This window comes from Mycobacterium sp. GA-0227b, assembly GCF_001499855.1.
GTDB lineage: Bacteria > Actinomycetota > Actinomycetes > Mycobacteriales > Mycobacteriaceae > Mycobacterium.
In genome coordinates this window covers 289,875-306,663 of the sequence record NZ_LQIK01000012.1, presented here as the reverse complement: position 1 = coordinate 306,663, position 16,789 = coordinate 289,875, and the positions used below count along the sequence as shown (strand labels likewise).

Below are 16,789 nucleotides of genomic sequence, written 5' to 3'. Positions count from 1 at the left end.
CTACATAGGCCTCGGGGCTGTGCCTGTTGGCGAACGCACACGAATCTGGGTTGTAGGCGAATGTGGCTGTGGTGGTGGACTATTTCGTCCGTCGGTTCGTAGGTTGCAGGCATGGGAGCGAACGAGAAGCTGAAGGCCCGGTATCGGGCGGTCGAACTGCAGCGCAAGAAGAATGCTTCGCGGGCTCGGCGGGATCGCGCCAATGCGTCTGATGCCGAGTCGATCCGTGCAATGCTGCACAGAGTCGGTGCTGTTGATTCATGGGAGCGCAAGCGTTTTGACCAGGCGGCGGAGAACATCCGTGCTGATGCCGTAAAGCGCAGGGCCGGTCACTTTCGTGGTCTGCAGGCGCTGGTCGGGCAGATGCGTGGTCGTGGTCTGACCTTCGCGCAGATCGCTGAGCTTGTCGGTGTCGATGTCCGTGAGATTCAGGCACAGCTGCGCCGGGCCGGGGGCGAGGGTGGACATGATTCGGCAATCTCCCCGGCAGCACGTTCGAGAGCTGCTGATGTCGTACCCGAAGGCGCTGCAGTCAACGATGATCCGATCTGTGATGGTGTTGAAAGAAATGAGAGCGAGGGCGGTGCCTACGATCCGACTCGGTGTGTCCGCTGTGATGCGGTGATGCTCGATGAGGACGCCACTCCTAGACGTGGCCGACGCCGGCTGTATTGCTCGGATACGTGTCGTCGGGACGCATCGGCGGCCCGTATCGCCGCACAGCGATACGGGGCGCCGATTCGCGTGATCGAAGTCCCGAAAGCCGCTGCATCGCAGAAGCAATCTGCGGGAACACCCGAGCCGCACCGGCCCGTCGCACCGGTGGATGCCGCCAACAGGGTCCTGGACGATGGCGAGGCTTTACGCGGGTTGCTTACTCGCTTGGCAGAGCAGGCTCGGCTCAAGAAACTTGATCGTGCCACGCTGACGGCTGCCCGTGACCTGTCCAATGCCGTTCATCCGCGCCGTAGTTGGTGAGAAGTCATCTGATTCGGCGAGGGCCATTTCTATGGGAACGTCGTGCGGCGGGACTGCACCCGGTCATGCTCGCGACGGTACAGCCAGCGGTGTGCGTAACCGTCTGAGCGAGGTCATCGGCTAGGTACTCGATGCTGGCCTCCAACTCGTAAACGGCGTCCTTTCGTGCTTTGGTGATCATCGTTGATGCGTACTCATGATGAGGCAAGTACCCGTTCTGCCGGCCGAAATCGTCGATCATGACGTCGATGGCGTCGTCGAACCGGGTGGCCAATCGTTGGGCTTCGGTGTCGGCGCGTTCCTCGATGAACTCATCGCGCTCGTCCGGGGTCCAGGATGGCGGGAACCGCAGATGCGTCCGGTATAGGTCGCGGATCGCCGCATCAAGCCGGCCGGAGAATACGATCTCGGGCCAATCGCTGACCGCGGCAGTGGCCAAGTTCTCCAGGTCGTCATCAAGGCTCATCGCAGCTGCTCCCTCTCGGCTGCTCCTGATACTGCCTGCAGGCACCGACAGCTCGTCGAATCTGGACCGCGGGGTGCCGTTATGCGGAGAGGTCGTCGCGGCGCTCGTCGGCGCTAGAAGGGGTCGGGTTCTCTCGGGCGGGCGCTGCGGGGGGACTGGGCCGTAGCAGCGAGGGACGCGAGGGCTGCGAGGCTTGATGGGCAGCCACATCTTTGTGTGGTGGATAGATGGTCCACAGCAGGACGTTGCGGTGGTTGCGGGCTCCGTCGTTCTCGATCGCCCATCCCAGGTTTCGCAGCGCCGGCGCGTGTCTACGGAGCAGGCTTGTCACATCGCGGCCGTTCTTGGGCCATTCCTTGGGGCGTCGCCAGTGATCGCCTGTCGGGGTGAAGAGGGCGAGCAGGTCGACACCGGACTGTCCGCGCAGCGGTTCTAATATGTGGTGGCGCAGCTGTTCGATGAAGAGATCGCCGGACAAGCTGTCCTCCGCGAGCTGATCTGCGCGGGACATGTAGCGGCGTAAGCCATGACTCGACAAAAGTTCGTCGACGGCCGCCAGCACGCGACCAAAGTCCGCCATGCGTGGCGCATCATCGACCACGATGGTTTCGAGGCGTTGATGAACGGTGGCGGCCAGGTTGAGGAGCCCGCTTAAAATGCCTGGTAGAGCCGTGCGCCACTGTTGTCGCAGAGTGGCCTCAGACTGTCGCATGTGGCGTTCGATGCGTCGCAGATCAACCATTGCCATGCGTTCGGCGAGGTCGGGACGTATTGCGCCGACGTCGATGCCGTTAACGATGATGCAGCGGCGGAACTTGATCACTGCGAGGTCCGCATCGGTGTAGAGCGCGCGTTTGACGTTGCCGTCGCCTGTCGCAGCTCGACACAGCGAGTCCGACAACCACGGTGGGATCGCGGACAAATTGTCCAGGGCCACTACCCAGGAACCGGAGGCAGCGGTCACCCACGAGTCGGCGTCGCGGGGCGCCTGGCGCACTTCAATAGAGGAGGGGTCGATGAGATCGACCAGCATGCGCGTCGTCGTGGTTTTGGCGCTGCCTTGCTCGGCGAACAGCGCCAACACAGGGTGCGGGACATCGCACTGGACGAGCGCAGCGATGAGCACTGCAAGCAACACGGGTTGGTCCTCGACGGCAACGTTAACGAAGTTCCATAGCTTGTTGACGTCACCGTTGGCGGGTGGGAGAGGCATCTCGGCGGTCAGCGCTGTCCGCAAGAACCGAACCGGAGCTGAGTCGGCGACTGTCCATCGACCCTGGCCGATGCGGATGACCTTTCCGTCTTGTCGGCCGGTGTCGATGTAGCTCGTGCCGTGGTGGTCGGCGATGCGCAGGTGCAGTTTCTCCGGGGGCTGGTTGGCGGCCAAGCCTTCGAGGACCAGGGTGGCGTCGGTGAGGGCCTGGCCGCCGGCAACGGTCCCGGTGTCATTGAAGTACCGGGAGGCGAGCTCGGCGCGCAGGCCAGCTTTTCCTGCGCGCAGTAGTATCGCCAGATGGGGCCGGCTGCGTTCGGCGCCGAAGGGCTTGCCGTCTTCGGAAACTCCGAGGAGATAGCGTTCTTGGGCCATAGTGACCAGGCGTGCGGCGACGGATTTCTTGTCATTATCTGCGTTGCTGCTCATAGGCAATCAAGCCTGTGGTGCTTCCGCAGGCCGGCATGACGGGTTAGTCTCATGGGGAACTTCCGTTTTGGGTAATCGGGTGGTTCGAACGAAAGGCCTCGGCTAGACCCCGAGGTCTTTCTCATACGTCGGCGTCACGCGGCGTCGCCGCCTCCGCGCCGGGTTGTGCTCTCCCGCTGGGAGATCCATCGCAGAACCTCATCGCGTCGATAAACGACCCGGCGGCCCAAGGTGAAGCTCGCTGGACCGATGTCCGAATGACGCCAGTACCTCAGCGTCCCAACCGGGACACCGGTCAGGTCCGAGACTTCCTTGGCTCCTAGCAATTCCATCAGATTCCTCCTGAATTACGGTTGGTTTGGCTGAGCCAACAGTGACTGCGGCTATGGCGCCGTGTCCACCACCACAGCCACATTGACCGAAAAGTATTTCCGGTCATGCTGCTTCGGATTGAGTTGGCCGAAGGTCGAAGAACGATGGATCGCAAAGCGGACGGATGACGCGGATTACTGCGGTATGTTCGATTCGTGATCACCCGGAACGAACGGGCGGGAATTGATGACCGCTGGCACAAGCGCGTCAAGGAATTAGACGGCACCATGCGCACGGAGCGGTCTGCGGTATACGGCAAGGTTTCGCGGTGGCGTGTCAGGTGGGTCGACAGCACGGGCGCTGAGCGCACCAAGAGTTTCCAGCGCAAGCCGGATGCGCAGGCATACCTCAACGGACTGACCGCTGATCTTCAGCGCGGTGAATACGTTGATCCGCGAAAGAGCGCGGAGACGTTCGGGTCGGTCGCCGAGCAGTGGTTCGCCACCAAACAGCACCGGAAGCCGAAAACGGTCGCAGGCTATCGCTCGTTGCTCGACACCGTAGTCTTGCCGAAGTGGGAAGGTGTTCCGCTGAAACGGCTTGACTACGAGGCCTATTCAACGTGGTTGGGGTCGCTGTCCGTCGATGGTGGGCAACGCGGAGCCGGTCTATCGGCAAGTCGAATCACCCAAGCGCATCAGCTGGTAGGTGCTGTCCTCAAGTACGCCCAAAGGACTGGCAAGGTGGCGAAGAACGTCGCGTTCGAGATCAAGCGGGACGAGGACCTTCCCGAGCAAGCCGAGCGCGAGCGGCGCTACTTGACTCATGCAGAGCTGTTGATGCTCGCCAAAGCCGCTGATCGTTTCGAGACTCTGACGCTGGTCCTGGGCTACTGCGGGCTGAGGTTCGGCGAAGCGGTCGCGTTGCGGCGCCGGCATGTGGGGGATCGGGTACTGACGGTGCGCTCGTCCGCAACCGCAGTCACCGGTAAGGGCATCGTGGAGTCGACGACCAAGACGAAGCGGGATCGCCACGTGCCAGTGCCTGAACCTGTCTGGAAGAAACTAAAGACTGAGTTGCCCGCCGACCCGAACGCGCTGGTGTTTCCCAGTCGGAAGGGCGGGTTCCTACCACTCGGTGAGTACCGCTGGGCATTCGACAACGCGTGCGAAGACGTCGGTATCGACGGGCTGGTACCCCACGGCCTGAGGCACACCACGGCGTCGCTGGCGATCAGCGCAGGCGCTAACGTCAAGGTCGTGCAGAGACTCCTGGGGCACGCAACCGCCGCGATGACGCTCGACCGTTACGGCCACCTGCTCAACGACGATTTGAGCGGTGTGGCAGATGCGCTGGGCAAGGCCATCGATAGCACTGCGGTATCACTGCGGTATTCAGGACGTCAGAATGAGGCTGAAACGGCCTGAACTATGTTCTGAGCTGCGACGCCCCCATAGCCCAATTGGCAGAGGCAGCGGACTTAAAATCCGCACAGTGTCGGTTCGAGTCCGACTGGGGGCACCGGAGTTCTTGCAGATAGGGGCCGATTGCGGCTCGAACATTCGAGCGGTCTCTGTCGTCGGCAGCTCCCTGCGTCAGCACCGCGTCAGCGAGGAACTTCGACCGATACCTAGACTCCGAGAATGCGCGTGCCTCGCCGAATCGCAGATTTCAACAAGCGATTCACCAATCCGGCGGCTCGCACGATCACACCGTGGCTTCCGAGCCTCGGGACGCTCGAGCACGTCGGGCGGAGGTCGGGTAAGCGATATCAAACGCCCCTTCTGGTATTCAAGACCCATGACGGCTACGCCATCCTCGTCGGCTACGGCCTACAGACGGACTGGTTGAAGAACGTGCTGGCTGGCGGACCGACGGTGCTGCGCAAGCGTGGACGGACTGTTGCGCTCGCCAACCCACGGGTTGTGAGCAAGGCCGAGGCCGCGGCCTTCGTCATACCGCGCTCTCGGCTTCTCTACCGAGCGTTTCCCTACAACGAGGCCGCCGTGCTGCTGACGAATGTGGGCTCTGCAGGTTGACCTCTGCACCGCACCGGACTTAGAGCCCAGGAAGCGGCTCAAATCCGCACAGTGTCGGTTCGAGTCCGACTGAGGGCACCAGGGTCAACTCTACGGCGTCGGCTGCCGTCGCCGGCGCGACAGGAAGAACAGAACCGCACCGATGGCCAGCACTACGGCGACCGCCGCGACGATGACCATCGGTTTGACCCACTTGTTCTGGGCCGGCGCCGCCTCGTTGCTGGTCAGCTGCACCTGATAACCCGGCAGCGGAGCTTGCGACGGCTTGCTCAGTCCGGGCAGTTGCTGGGTTCTGGTGACCTCGAACAAGCGCTCGCCGCCTGCGGTCTTGGTCCACGTACCCCATGCGGGAGTCTCGCCGTCGAGCAGGACGCGGTGACCACCGACCGACGGATCGTCGCCGAGATCGGCCAGCGTTTTCACCCGGAACGGCTTCGACACTCCGTCGTTGTACTTGAGTTGCACGAGCACATTCTCAAAGGCCGTGGGCTGCTTGGGCTTTACGGGTGGCGGCTGACCCGGGGCCGGCTGGTACCCGCCACCGGTGAAGCTCCCAGCCGAAACCGTCACCGGCTTACCCGAGGGGTCCTTGTTCACCGCGGTGAAGCTGTACACACCGGCGTTAGGGGCGTTGAGGACCCCCCGCTGCATCGGCGGGACCTCGAAGACGCGGGTGGCGTTGTCGTAGGCATAGACGAGTTGCAGCGGCGTGCTGTACGGATTCGTGAAGACCGGCCGGTACCAGTTGTCATAAGTGGTCCACGACGAATTCCATTGCGTCACCGGGCTGCTCCACGTCGAGGACGTAGTGCTGGTCGTGCTGCTGACCACCGACTCGAGAGACTCGGTGAGCTCGGTGACCTCGGACTCCGAAGCTTCCGCCGAGTCGACGTCCACCGCGTCGGCGCCCTGCGCCTCATCGAAGTCTTCCTGCGGCACCTCGGCGATGTCGGGTTCGGCAGTATCGGCGTCGACGGCCGGGTCTGAGACGTTCGAGTCGGGGTCGCCCGGGTCACCGGGGTCACCCGGGTCGCCCTGATCTCCCGGTTCCTCCGGCGCACCGGCGGGGCCCGGTTCATCCCCGTCACCACCGCCCGGGGCGTCGTCGCCGGCCGACTCGCCCGGGTCCGGCGCGGCAGGCTCCTCCGCCGACTGGTCGGAGGACCCGGAATCGTCGCTGACCTCCGACGAGTCGCCGCCGTCGTCGTACGGATCGGCCCATGCAGGCGGAACGGCACCCAGGCACAGCGCCGTCGTGACTGCCACCGACGACAAGGCGAGAGCGCTGCGCCGGTAGAAGGCGCTCCAAACTTCGTTCATGTGATCCTTTGGTTGAGTGCCGTCCGCTATGCCACGTTGATAAGCACGCCCGAACCGGTAAGGCTGGCCGATTCCGGTCCCGACGACGACGTATTCGGCTCCTTGAGCTCCGCAATGATCGTCTCGTAGTTGTCGACCTGCCACGCCTTCATGAAAGCGTCCAGCGGAATCTTCAAGTTCCTCCCCTGCTCGGCGAATCCGCTGTCGTTGAGGTAGACGACTCGTTCGGTGAAGTCGACGCCGGTGACGACCACCTGGTGGTCTGGGAGGTGGATGTCCTCGGGAATATGCTCGGGATCGACAGAGTTCCAGATGATTCCGCCGTGAAGTCCGACCGACACGGCCTTCTGCTCCTCCAGTGCGAATGCCACCGCTCTCAGCGCCTGGTTGCCCTCCGTTTTGTCATATTCCGTGAGGGTCGCCGAAATGCCGTGGTTGTCCAGGAGTTTCATAGCATCTTTGACGTTGACGCCGTCTTGGCTCTGTAGGCCCTGGTACATCTTCTTGCCCGGGTTGGCAACACTGTCGGTTTCCTGTGCCTCCTTGACGATGTCCTCTTCGTCGGGCTCGTTAGGGGTTTGTTTGAGTTGGTTGATGATCATCGCCGTCGACATCAAAACGCAGTTCTTGGACGACTGCGCTTGCCAGTACTGCGCATTCGTCGTTGGGTCGCCGTACAGGCCGGTGAAGACTTCCGGTGCGGTGAACCAGTCCGAGATTCCGTGGATGAACTCTGTGACGGCGAACGAGATGTAGTTGACGAATTCCGTCACCACGAACGCCGCGGTGTTGGCGAGTTCCGAGACCACGAACGCCGCGCTGCCGACGAGCGCCTCCAGCGGAGACTGCGTGGCTACCTGCTCGTTGAACGCTTCTGTCCGAGCAGCCTGCGCTTCAGTGAATGCCTCTGTCCGCTCCGCTTGCTCCTTTTCGAATGCCGCGGTCCGCTCGGCCGATGTGGGATCCACCGTCAGCTCAAGGGGTACTGCAGATGAGGGCGGTTCGGACCCAGATTCCGACGCTGCGGTCAAGGCGACGGGCACCAACTCGTCCGCCTGAGCATCGGTGATCAGCGCGTTTGTCGTGATCTGCTGCGTGTCACCGGCTGGCTGGTCATTAAACGCCCGCTCCAGATCGCGGCGCACCAAATCGAGTGAGCCCGCGAGTATTACGGCCGGAGGTGGTGCGACGGGGCCATCAGTTGCGGCCAACGGCATGCCGAGGCCGACTACCGACAGTAGGCCGGACACCACGTCTATCGACTTCGGAGAGGGGATCGGATCGCCCGATCGGGCGACGACAGCGCTCTTGTTGTCCGCATCGGGGCTCGCCGAAAGTGGCAGCAGCGATATATCCGTGCCCAGCGCACCGACGTTCATCTCGGCGACGGTTTCGACCCCAGCGTCATCGCGTGCCACCACGATATCCGTTGCCCCGGAGCGGGTTACTTGCGCGAGGGAGCGGGCGCCGACATCGCTGTCCGGATGGGAGGTGCCCGTTGCGCCGGTTGCGGCCGCCGTGGGCTTCTGCCGCGCGGTGACCGAGGACTTGGTTTCCAGTCGATCCGATCGACGCTTCCTCGGTTCTCGCTCTGTGGAGGTCTCAGATACCGGCGGGGGAGCCGGGATGACCGAATCATCAACTGGCACAGGCAGGTCGGTCGACGGGCTGCCGACCTCATCGCCGTCTGACGACGTCGCCGGCACGGACGCGGCAGGAGCTTCATCCGCCTCGCTCGCCGCTTCGGCTGCGGACTGCTGGGCCGTGGCGGAGGACCGCTCGGCGTCGGAATCGCGGGCGGGCTTGGTGGTCGAACTCCGCGAGGGCCGTGTCACCGACGAACCCCGCCCCGGCTTCGTCGCCGAGGAACCCGCACCCGAAGATGTCGCCGGCTTCGTACCCGATGCGGTCGAACCGGAAGGACTGCCAGACGAGTCCGAATTCGTGCCTGTGCTCGACGACGAGTTCGCCGCCCCAGACGAAGAGCTCGTCGACCCAGACGAAGAGCTCGAGGACGACGGACCTGAATCATTCGGCTCAGCGGAGGCCAGCCCCATCCCTGCCGTGCCGACCAATCCCGCTACGCCGAGCGAAAAGGCAACAGCCCCAACACGCAACGCCACCTTTGCCGAGTTCACATGCCCCCCTAGAGCCCCGCCGGAACCTGTCGTGAATGACGCGAAATGCGAATGTTGTTCTTCGGGGTTGAGGACATCAACTGCTCAACCACACGTACCAGAGGCCATCGCCGTCCTGACGGCAATCCCAATGCGCGTAGTTGGCGTCGTTCTGCGTGATCTCGACGTTCGGTCCGTCTACCTGACAAGCCTCGAGCGTCGCGTACCCGCCCTCCACCTGAACCTCGTCCGCGTGGGCCACTCCCACAGCGAAAGTCAGCAACCCGCCCACTGCCAGCGCTCCGGCGGCGATTGTTCTCATCATGCTCAGGCCCCTTTCGAAAAATGATCCGGTCACCGCGGTTCTTTCCGGCGTAGGGCCGGCGGCCGCGGCTTCGGAAGTATTAACGCAAGCGTTATGCAGCTAACTATCAGAAATTCGGTTAGTTCATCTGTTCAGATGACATCCGCGTGCGTTCGGTGGACATCCGCAAGGCAGCCGCCATCGCCAGATCGGCCGGCTGTGAACCTAATGCGATTCCTGCCCAAAGGAATCGGGTGTTTCCCTATGTTTCGAATGCTGGGGAGACATGACGATGAACCGCTGGCCTGCCCTGACCTCGAACATCACAGGTCATCGACGCTGAGGATCTCGTCCTGGATCGCTCTCGCGACCAGAGCCGCCTTCGTCGGTGCCGGTCTGCCGACCGCCGCATACTTCGCCCGCACCCTTTGCAGGTGAGTTGCCACCGTGGAGGGCTCGATGTACAGCTTCTCGGCGACCGCGTGCTTGTTATCGGTCTGGAACCAGGCGACGAGGACTTGTTGTTCTCGTTGGCTCAGTTGCGGCCGCGGTCTACGGCCGTTATTGGGCAGCGCTTGCGCCATTCTCGGAACAACGTGTGGACGATCGCTGTGCGCAGCGTAGATCGCCGCTGCGAGCACGTGTTCGGGTTCGGACTTGGCGATGCAACTGACGGCGCCCGCGTCCAGAGCGGCTGATAAGACGTCGTCGGTTACCGAACAGGTATAGACAATGACACGGTGGCCCGCAGCGCAGATCCGGCGGAGCGCATCCAGGTCCAGTTCGCCACCAGCACAAGGCAGGTCAAACAACACCACCTGGTCCGGAGCTGCAGTCCGGTACGCCGCCGCGAACTCCGTTGTGCTGACGAAATGGCCAGCGATCCTTATCGGTGGGTGGCTGCCGTTCAACCATGCCTCGATGCCGGCGTATACGACGCGATGGCTGCCAACGATGACGACCGATGTCGAAGATCGACCGTCGTTAGGCGGTGGCATGCCGCAGATCCCCCTACATCGCGCGCTGCACTACTTGCATGAAACCACCGCTGCGCCGCCTGCGAGCTCGGCTTGGCCCAAATCCGACCGATTTATTTTTGCGAGCTAATCGTGCGCCGTCGTTGAACCAGGAGAGAGGGACACCGTCACCGTGTCGACAGGAGCTTCTCGAGCTTGTCCAGCTGCGCCTTGTAACCCCACTTCATGCCGAACGCGGCCATCTTGGCCTTCGGGCCGATGTTGGTGATCGTGACGTGCAGATGTACGACGGTCATACCGTCGCGTTCGGTGAGCGTGACGTCGTTGGTGTGGTGGATCGTCGAGCCATCTTCCTCGCCTTCGGTCCACGAACGGGCGTCGTAGCTGAGCCGGGAGGGCTCCTCGATGCGGGTGAACGTGCCCGCCATCGGCCAGCGCGTGCCCTGATACTTGCCCATGGCCTCGCCGGCCTCCATGACGACGTAGACCTTGCCGCCCACCACCAGGTCGATCTCGCATTCCGGCACGAAGGTCTTCTCGGGGCCCCACCATTGCCGCAGCATGTCCGGCTCCGTCCATGCCCGCCATACCGTTTCGATCGCGGCGCGGTATGAGCGCTCGAGGTCCAGGTTCTTGGTCTTCTTGAACATTTGCATCAGCATGGTGAGTCCTTCGGGTTCTCGGTGGAAGCGGTCTCGTCGGTGGTGCGATCAGTGGTCGGTCAGGTCATCTGTCCTCTCGGTGATGGACTCGAGGTAGCTGCCCAACGAGTCGAGCCGCGCCTCCCACAGCTGGACGAAAGACTCCGCCCAGCGACCGATCTCCTCGAACGGTGCGGCCTCGAGGTGATAGATCCGCTGCCGAGCCAGAGCTTGGCCGGCGACGATCCCCGAATCACCCAACACTCGGAGGTGTTTGCTCACCTGCGGTTGACGAATCTCGAGTGTCTCGGCGATCTCGCCCACCGAAAGCGGTCCTGCGCGCAGCAATTCGACGATTCTCAGGCGGCTCGGCTCGGCAAGAGCTCCGAAGATCGTCGACTGCACGCTGTCGAAGGTACGTCCACGACATATTCCTGTCAAGGAATATGTTCCCGGGCTACCGTGGAGTCATGGCGCGCATTCTGATCATCGGTGGCCATGGCAAGGTGGCCCTGCAGTTGTCCGGGATTCTTAGTGGCCGCGGCGACGAGGTGACCTCGGTGTTTCGCAACCCGGACCACTCCGATGACGTTCGGGCGACCGGCGCCGATCCGCTGGTCGCCGACGTCGAGCACCTGGACACCGATGCACTGGCAGGGATCGTTGCGGGGCATGACGCGGTCGTGTTCTCCGCGGGTGCCGGCGGCGGCAACCCCTCACGCACTTACGCGGTGGACCGCGACGCCGCCATCCGCGTCATCGATGCCGCCGAGCAGGCCGGGGTGCTCAGATTCGTCATGGTGTCCTACTTCGGCGCCGGACCGAATCACGGTGTGCCGAAGGATAATTCCTTCTTTCCGTACGCCGAGGCGAAGGCCGCTGCCGATGAGCATCTGCGGGCCAGCCGGCTGCGCTGGACGATTCTTGGGCCCGGCCGCCTGACGCTGGAACCGGCCACCGGGCGCATCGCCGTCGGCCCCGGCGCCGCCGACGGTGACGTTTCTCGCGAAGACGTGGCGTCGGTCGCCGCCGCCTGCCTCGCCGACGACACCACGGTCGGCCGCACCATCGAGTTCAACAACGGCGAAGTACCGATCACCGAGGCGTTGGCTCAGCTGCCGTGACGTGCGCGTCTCGGCGCGAATGCCTCGGCCTCAACTGGCGTCTTGCGAGCGAGACCGGCCCAGACGCCACTTGGTTTTCTTCGGCGTCTGGTACGAGTCGTGAGTCCAGGCGTCCCACATCTCCTCCGGTTCGCCCTGGACGGGGCTGTTGCTGACCTGCCAGCCGAGGTTCACCACTTCCGTTGTGCACCACCGGATCAGGGATCCGTCAGCGCCGATCTCCTGGGCGAGACGCACTCTCTCGTCGGCGCTCAGCTTGTCACTGAACGCCTGCATCGTGGTCTTCAAACGCCAGTAGGGGACGGCTTCCTCTCGGCATTGCCGACAGAGTCTCAAGACTTCGACTCGCGCATGGTCGAGCAGGGACACCGGCTCTGCTTCGTCGTGCCCAACGGTTGGGTCCCCACGCGGCCCCGCCTCGGTCCGCCGGACCGTCTCGATGTCTGAACCTCCGCTGCGCTCCATCAATTCGCGGTACTTGACGCGGAGCTCCTCGAGCTCGGCTGCCACTGCCCGCGCCTTATCTCGCCACCACGTCAGGTGGTATTCGGCCAGCTTCGCCTCACAGCCGGGGCAAATCGCGACCGCTCCCACCGTCTGGCCCAGCGTCGTCGGACGCTCCAGCGCCATGCCGCAGAGCGCGTGGTCATCGCGGCGGTTCAGGTAGTCGCTGTGGTGCACCACCGAGGCGGATGACTCCCGTACGAAGGTGTGGGGTGGTTCCACAACAGCCAAAGTAATTGAGCGCGACCGCCGTTTGGCGTCAGTTCGGCAAAACGACCGACAAGGCAGGGCATCGCGCAATCTGTAGAGGCCGGGTCGACCACCCACAGGCGACGGTCGACGCATTCCGCTATCCAATTTGCGAAGCCGACGGAGCCGGTGACCGCATCCGCGAGCAACAAACGCGGGTAAGGATGCCGTGAGCGTCAGTAGCCCGGTGTGACGACGTCTTCCAGTTCCCGTAATTCGGGCGACGGCGGAGGCGGCGAGTGGGATGGCACTAGATTGCCGCTCGAGCCGCCGCATTCGGTCCCGCTCACTCCCGGCGGACACGCGGAATTGGCCGGAGCCGTCGAGCCCGCAGGCGAGTTCGGCACCAGGTATGGAACACACTGTCCGGCGTAGAGGTCCTCATCCTCGCCGGTCGGGCAGTTGGCGACGTGGGCCGGCGGGACTGCCGGCACGGATACGGTTACCCCGAGAACCGGCGCCAACGCCGCGACCGTGAACCCGCCGGCGAGGATCAACCGTCGCGCGGACAAGGAGATCGACCTCATCGGCCACCCTTCGCTCGTGAGATTCGCTGCCTTCCCACCGTATCGCGGAGAGCAGCGCACAGGGGTCACTGCACGAGCGATGGGGTGCTGAACGGTTGGCCGTCCCTGGCGGCCAAGTACTCGGGCCGCGGTGCTTCGGCCCGGAAGGGCGCCACGAGTCGGTTCTCGATCGAGTTGAACACCAGGAAGACGTTCGATCGAGCGAACGGCGTGATGTTGGAACCCGACCCGTGCATCAGGTTCGAGTCGAACCACAGTGCCGTGCCGGCGGGTCCGGTGACCTGGTCGATGCCGAAGCGTGCGGCGGCCTCGGTTAGCGTGGCCTGGTTCGGCACCCCGATCTCCTGTTTGACCAGCGATGAGGTGTGGTTGTCGGGCGGTGTGGTGCCCACGCACGGGTAGAAGACCTGATGCGATCCCGGCATCACCATCAGCGAACCGTTGTAGGGGAAGTTCTCGGTCAACGAGATCGAGCAGGAGACGGCCCGCATCATCGGCATCCCGTCCTCGGCATGCCAGGTCTCGAAGTCGGAATGCCAGTAGAAGCCGGTCCCGGTGAATCCCGGCATCAAGTTGACTCGCGCCTGGTGCAGGTACACGTCACTGCCGAGTATCTGGCGGGCTACGGGCAGCACGGAGTCGAGCGTTATGACCTCGGCGATCACGTCGCTGAACAAGTGCGGCTGGAACACCGACCGGATGCTGCCGCCGGGCTCGCGGATGATCCGCGGGTCGCCGGGATCGGCTTGAGCCCCAATGTGGTTCAACTCATCGCGGAGCGTCGACAACCAGTTGTCACCGACCGCCGAGCGGCGTACCAGGTAGCCGTTCGCAGCGATCGTTTTCAGGTCGGCCTCGCCCAGCGGACCGTCCGGCTCGCCACCCCAGACCGTGGGCTCGGCGCGCGGGATGGGCGCCGACGGTTTCTCGAGTCGGGTGGGATACCTGTCCACGCGGTCGGGAAAACGGTTGTCGCTCAACTCGCTTGCACCGCCGGAGGGTAAGTGCCGGTCTCGTCGTGTACCTCCTGGCCGGTCACCGGAGGATTGAACACACACAGCATCCGCAGTTGGGTGTCGCACGCGACTCGATGACGCTCGTGGCCGTCGAGCAGGTACATGGTGCCCGGCCGCAGTGGATGCTGCTCACCGGTTTCCAGATTGGTGAGCGTGCCCGAGCCCTCAACCACCCAGACCGCTTCGACGTGGTGGCGGTAGTGAAACTCGCTGACGGAGTTCGCGTTGATGGTGGTCTCGTGAAACGAGAAACCGACACCGTCGCCGGCCAGGACGATGCGTTTGGATCTCCAATCCTTCGCCGACACATCACGTTCGGTGCCGGTGATCTCGTCAGTGGTGCGCACGATCACGGTCGTGCTCCTTTCAGGTTGCGAAGACGGCGGTCAGGACAGCGTCGCGGCGATCGATTCGGCCAGAATGTCGATGCCGGCGTCGAGATCCGCCTCGGAAGTGGTCAGCGGCGGAAGCAGCTTGACGACCTCGTCCGACGGGCCGCTGGTTTCCATGAGTACCCCACGGTCGAACGCGGCACGGCACACGGCCGACGCCATCGGTTCGTCGTCGAACTTGAGCCCTTGGGCCATTCCGCGTCCCCGCGCGGTGATGCCCGGATACCGCGCGGCGATGTCCTCCAGCCGCGCCCGCACCTGCTGCCCCTTGGCGATGGTGTCATCGGCGAATGTCTCGGTCTGCCAGAAGATTTCGAGGGCTTTGGCGGCCGTGACGAACGCTGGGTTGTGGCCACGGAAGGTGCCGTTGTGCTCACCGGGCGCCCACACGTCCAGCTCCCTGCGGAACAGCGTCAGCGCCATCGGCAGCCCGTATCCGCTGATCGACTTGGACAACGTGACGATATCGGGAACGATGCCGGCCTCCTCGAAACTGAAGAATCGGCCGGTTCGTCCGCAGCCCATCTGCACGTCGTCGACGATGAGCAGGATCTCACGCCGACTGCACAATTCGGCGAGCGCTTGCAACCACTCCATCCGGGCGACGTTGAGTCCACCCTCTCCCTGCACGGTCTCGACGATCACCGCGGCGGGACGGTTGAGTCCACCGCCCGAGTCGTCGAGCACCCGCTCGAACCACTGGAAATCCTCGGTGGCGCCGCCGAAGTAGTTGTCGTACGGCATCGGGGTCGCGTGCACCAGCGGGATGCCCGCCCCGGCCCGCTTCATCGAATTGCCCGTCACCGAGAGCGCACCCAGGGTCATGCCATGAAACGCGTTGGTGAAGTTGATGATCGATTCGCGACCGGTCACCTTACGGGCGAGTTTGAGCGCCGACTCGACGGAGTTCGCGCCGGTCGGACCGGGGAACTGCACCTTGTAGTCGAGCCCGCGTGGTTTGAGGATAAGTTGTTCGAAGTTCTGCAGGAACTCGGTCTTGGCCGATGTCGCCATGTCGAGCGAGTGCACGATCATGTCGTTGGCCAGATAGTCGATCAGCGGGCGCTTGAGCTCGGGGTTGTTGTGGCCGTAATTCAGCGCGCCGGCACCCGCGAAGAAGTCGAGGTACCGATTGCCCGAGGCGTCGGTCAGCCAGGAGCCCTGGGCGACAGCCATGGTGGTCGGCCAGCCGCGGCAGTAGCTACGCACCTCCGATTCGACCGAGCTGTAGATCTCGGGTAGGTCGGATTCATCGGGACGGGGGAGTGTTGCAGGCGTTGACATGTGTCCTTTCCGGGGTCAGTCGGCCAGTGGCATGGCGATCGGTCCGATCCGCAGGGTCGGTTCGTCCTCGTGGGCCCGATCGGCGTCCAGTTGTTCTGCGGTGAAGCGGGGCTGCTCGATCAGGGGCACCCCGTGCCGCCGGGCGAAGGAGCCGAAGAACGCACGTGAGGCCGAATTGCTCGGCGCCACCGTGGCTTCCACCGTGACCGGATGGCCCCGCCGGTCGCTGCGGACGCGGTGGACGAGGTGGTCGAGCATGGCACCGGCCAGGCCAGTCCCGCGGGCAGTAGAGGCCACGGCCACCTGCCAGACGAACAGCACCTCCGGCCGGGCCGGCGGGTGGTATCCGGTGATCAATCCGCAGATCTCACCGTCTCTGTCCGCCACAACCGAGGTACGGGCAAAGTCTGTGGCCATCAGAAGATAGGTATAGGTGGAATTCAGATCGAGTACTTCGGTCGCTGCGACCAGACGGTGCATGGCGATGGCGTCACCCTCGGTCGGAGGCCGAAGAAAGCGCGTCCAGGAAATAGCTTGCGGTGCTGTCGCTTTCGAAGTTGCAGTCCATTGGTCTAGGACTGGGCTCCGTTCACGACGTGCACGAATCGTCACTTGCGTTGTCACCACCGAACAAATTCATCGAGTCTCATCAGTTACGTCATCGGCGACGTGACCGTATGCCAGCAAAAATTCGCAAGCAAGTTTCGACGGCCGGATTCCGGGCATGTGGTGGTGCTTGGATGCCGGAATAACCTGCGCGGATGCGCGAAGGGCGGCAGCCGCCGCCAAGATCGATCTGTTATCGAATCGTTATCTTTCGCTCGCGAAGATGATTCGATGTGCTAACAACGGGTAGTCTGTTACGCGAGCGTCAATGCAGACGAAGGTGGCGTACGG

The 16,789-nt window shown here is 63.5% G+C and carries 19 protein-coding genes and 1 tRNA gene; 5 read left to right on the top strand and 15 right to left on the bottom strand.

The window, feature by feature from the left end; genetic code table 11:
- The first annotated feature begins 111 nt into the window (after nucleotides 1–111).
- Entirely contained in the window at nucleotides 112–978 is an 867-nt protein-coding gene (locus AU185_RS24680; RefSeq protein WP_013471003.1) for a hypothetical protein, read from the top strand.
- A 4-nt stretch (nucleotides 979–982) separates the two neighbouring features.
- Here AU185_RS24680 and AU185_RS11920 read toward each other — a convergent pair whose 3' ends face one another.
- The 3 genes from AU185_RS11920 to AU185_RS24675 form a co-directional block, all read right to left on the bottom strand.
- Entirely contained in the window at nucleotides 983–1,489 is a 507-nt protein-coding gene (locus AU185_RS11920) for a transposase (protein WP_231740225.1), read from the bottom strand.
- Between the two features lie 34 nt (nucleotides 1,490–1,523).
- Nucleotides 1,524–3,086, bottom strand: coding sequence for an AICE element replication initiation protein (locus tag AU185_RS11915; RefSeq protein WP_059098014.1), 1,563 nt, complete (start codon nucleotides 3,084–3,086; stop codon nucleotides 1,524–1,526).
- Nucleotides 3,087–3,220: 134 nt separating this feature from the next.
- The gene (locus tag AU185_RS24675; protein WP_013471006.1) at nucleotides 3,221–3,418 is read right to left on the bottom strand and encodes a helix-turn-helix transcriptional regulator; all 198 of its coding nucleotides are present in this window, start codon (nucleotides 3,416–3,418) and stop codon (nucleotides 3,221–3,223) included.
- Nucleotides 3,419–3,613: 195 nt separating this feature from the next.
- Between AU185_RS24675 and AU185_RS11910 the strand changes: the two genes are divergently transcribed.
- The 3 genes from AU185_RS11910 to AU185_RS11900 all read left to right on the top strand — a co-directional run bounded on the left by AU185_RS11910 (nucleotide 3,614) and on the right by AU185_RS11900 (nucleotide 5,437).
- Nucleotides 3,614–4,825 (top strand): tyrosine-type recombinase/integrase, encoded by a 1,212-nt coding sequence (locus tag AU185_RS11910; protein WP_064927108.1) that lies wholly within the window; start codon nucleotides 3,614–3,616, stop codon nucleotides 4,823–4,825.
- Nucleotides 4,826–4,845: 20 nt separating this feature from the next.
- A tRNA-Leu gene (locus AU185_RS11905) sits at nucleotides 4,846–4,919 on the top strand.
- Between the two features lie 122 nt (nucleotides 4,920–5,041).
- Nucleotides 5,042–5,437 (top strand): nitroreductase family deazaflavin-dependent oxidoreductase, encoded by a 396-nt coding sequence (locus AU185_RS11900; RefSeq protein WP_059098013.1) that lies wholly within the window; start codon nucleotides 5,042–5,044, stop codon nucleotides 5,435–5,437.
- Nucleotides 5,438–5,527: 90 nt separating this feature from the next.
- Here the strand turns inward: AU185_RS11900 and AU185_RS11895 are convergent, their stop codons facing one another.
- The 6 genes from AU185_RS11895 to AU185_RS11870 all read right to left on the bottom strand — a co-directional run bounded on the left by AU185_RS11895 (nucleotide 5,528) and on the right by AU185_RS11870 (nucleotide 11,201).
- Nucleotides 5,528–6,757 (bottom strand): hypothetical protein, encoded by a 1,230-nt coding sequence (locus AU185_RS11895; RefSeq protein ID WP_059098012.1) that lies wholly within the window; start codon nucleotides 6,755–6,757, stop codon nucleotides 5,528–5,530.
- Between the two features lie 26 nt (nucleotides 6,758–6,783).
- Nucleotides 6,784–8,463: a C39 family peptidase gene (locus AU185_RS11890; protein ID WP_156425486.1), complete on the bottom strand. Its 1,680-nt coding sequence runs from the start codon at nucleotides 8,461–8,463 to the stop codon at nucleotides 6,784–6,786.
- 508 nt (nucleotides 8,464–8,971) lie between these two features.
- Entirely contained in the window at nucleotides 8,972–9,199 is a 228-nt protein-coding gene (locus AU185_RS11885; protein WP_059098010.1) for a hypothetical protein, read from the bottom strand.
- 302 nt (nucleotides 9,200–9,501) lie between these two features.
- A complete protein-coding gene (locus tag AU185_RS11880) occupies nucleotides 9,502–10,176 on the bottom strand; it encodes a LuxR C-terminal-related transcriptional regulator (protein ID WP_059098009.1) in 675 nt (224 codons plus the stop codon).
- Between the two features lie 146 nt (nucleotides 10,177–10,322).
- Entirely contained in the window at nucleotides 10,323–10,817 is a 495-nt protein-coding gene (locus tag AU185_RS11875) for an SRPBCC family protein (protein WP_059098008.1), read from the bottom strand.
- A gap of 48 nt (nucleotides 10,818–10,865) precedes the next feature.
- Complete coding sequence (locus tag AU185_RS11870; protein WP_059098007.1) at nucleotides 10,866–11,201, bottom strand: ArsR/SmtB family transcription factor; 336 nt, start codon at nucleotides 11,199–11,201, stop codon at nucleotides 10,866–10,868.
- A gap of 65 nt (nucleotides 11,202–11,266) precedes the next feature.
- Between AU185_RS11870 and AU185_RS11865 the strand changes: the two genes are divergently transcribed.
- Nucleotides 11,267–11,920 (top strand): SDR family oxidoreductase, encoded by a 654-nt coding sequence (locus AU185_RS11865; RefSeq protein ID WP_059098422.1) that lies wholly within the window; start codon nucleotides 11,267–11,269, stop codon nucleotides 11,918–11,920.
- A gap of 30 nt (nucleotides 11,921–11,950) precedes the next feature.
- On the opposite strand, the gene AU185_RS11860 is transcribed toward AU185_RS11865, so the two are convergent.
- The 6 genes from AU185_RS11860 to ectA all read right to left on the bottom strand — a co-directional run bounded on the left by AU185_RS11860 (nucleotide 11,951) and on the right by ectA (nucleotide 16,423).
- On the bottom strand, nucleotides 11,951–12,646 hold the full coding sequence (locus tag AU185_RS11860; protein WP_231740224.1) for a hypothetical protein: 696 nt from the start codon (nucleotides 12,644–12,646) through the stop codon (nucleotides 11,951–11,953).
- A 203-nt stretch (nucleotides 12,647–12,849) separates the two neighbouring features.
- Entirely contained in the window at nucleotides 12,850–13,200 is a 351-nt protein-coding gene (locus tag AU185_RS25120; RefSeq protein ID WP_156425485.1) for a hypothetical protein, read from the bottom strand.
- 65 nt (nucleotides 13,201–13,265) lie between these two features.
- Nucleotides 13,266–14,180 carry an ectoine hydroxylase gene (gene thpD / locus AU185_RS11855; protein ID WP_059098005.1) on the bottom strand — a complete coding sequence of 305 codons (915 nt, stop codon included), beginning with the start codon at nucleotides 14,178–14,180 and terminating at the stop codon, nucleotides 13,266–13,268.
- Nucleotides 14,177–14,569: an ectoine synthase gene (locus AU185_RS11850; protein WP_059098004.1), complete on the bottom strand. Its 393-nt coding sequence runs from the start codon at nucleotides 14,567–14,569 to the stop codon at nucleotides 14,177–14,179. The genes thpD and AU185_RS11850 overlap by 4 nt, the downstream gene beginning before the upstream one ends.
- Before the next feature lie 33 nt (nucleotides 14,570–14,602).
- Nucleotides 14,603–15,892: a diaminobutyrate--2-oxoglutarate transaminase gene (gene ectB, locus AU185_RS11845; protein WP_059098003.1), complete on the bottom strand. Its 1,290-nt coding sequence runs from the start codon at nucleotides 15,890–15,892 to the stop codon at nucleotides 14,603–14,605.
- A 15-nt stretch (nucleotides 15,893–15,907) separates the two neighbouring features.
- Complete coding sequence (ectA, locus tag AU185_RS11840; protein ID WP_286131981.1) at nucleotides 15,908–16,423, bottom strand: diaminobutyrate acetyltransferase; 516 nt, start codon at nucleotides 16,421–16,423, stop codon at nucleotides 15,908–15,910.
- Nucleotides 16,424–16,789 lie beyond the last annotated feature (366 nt).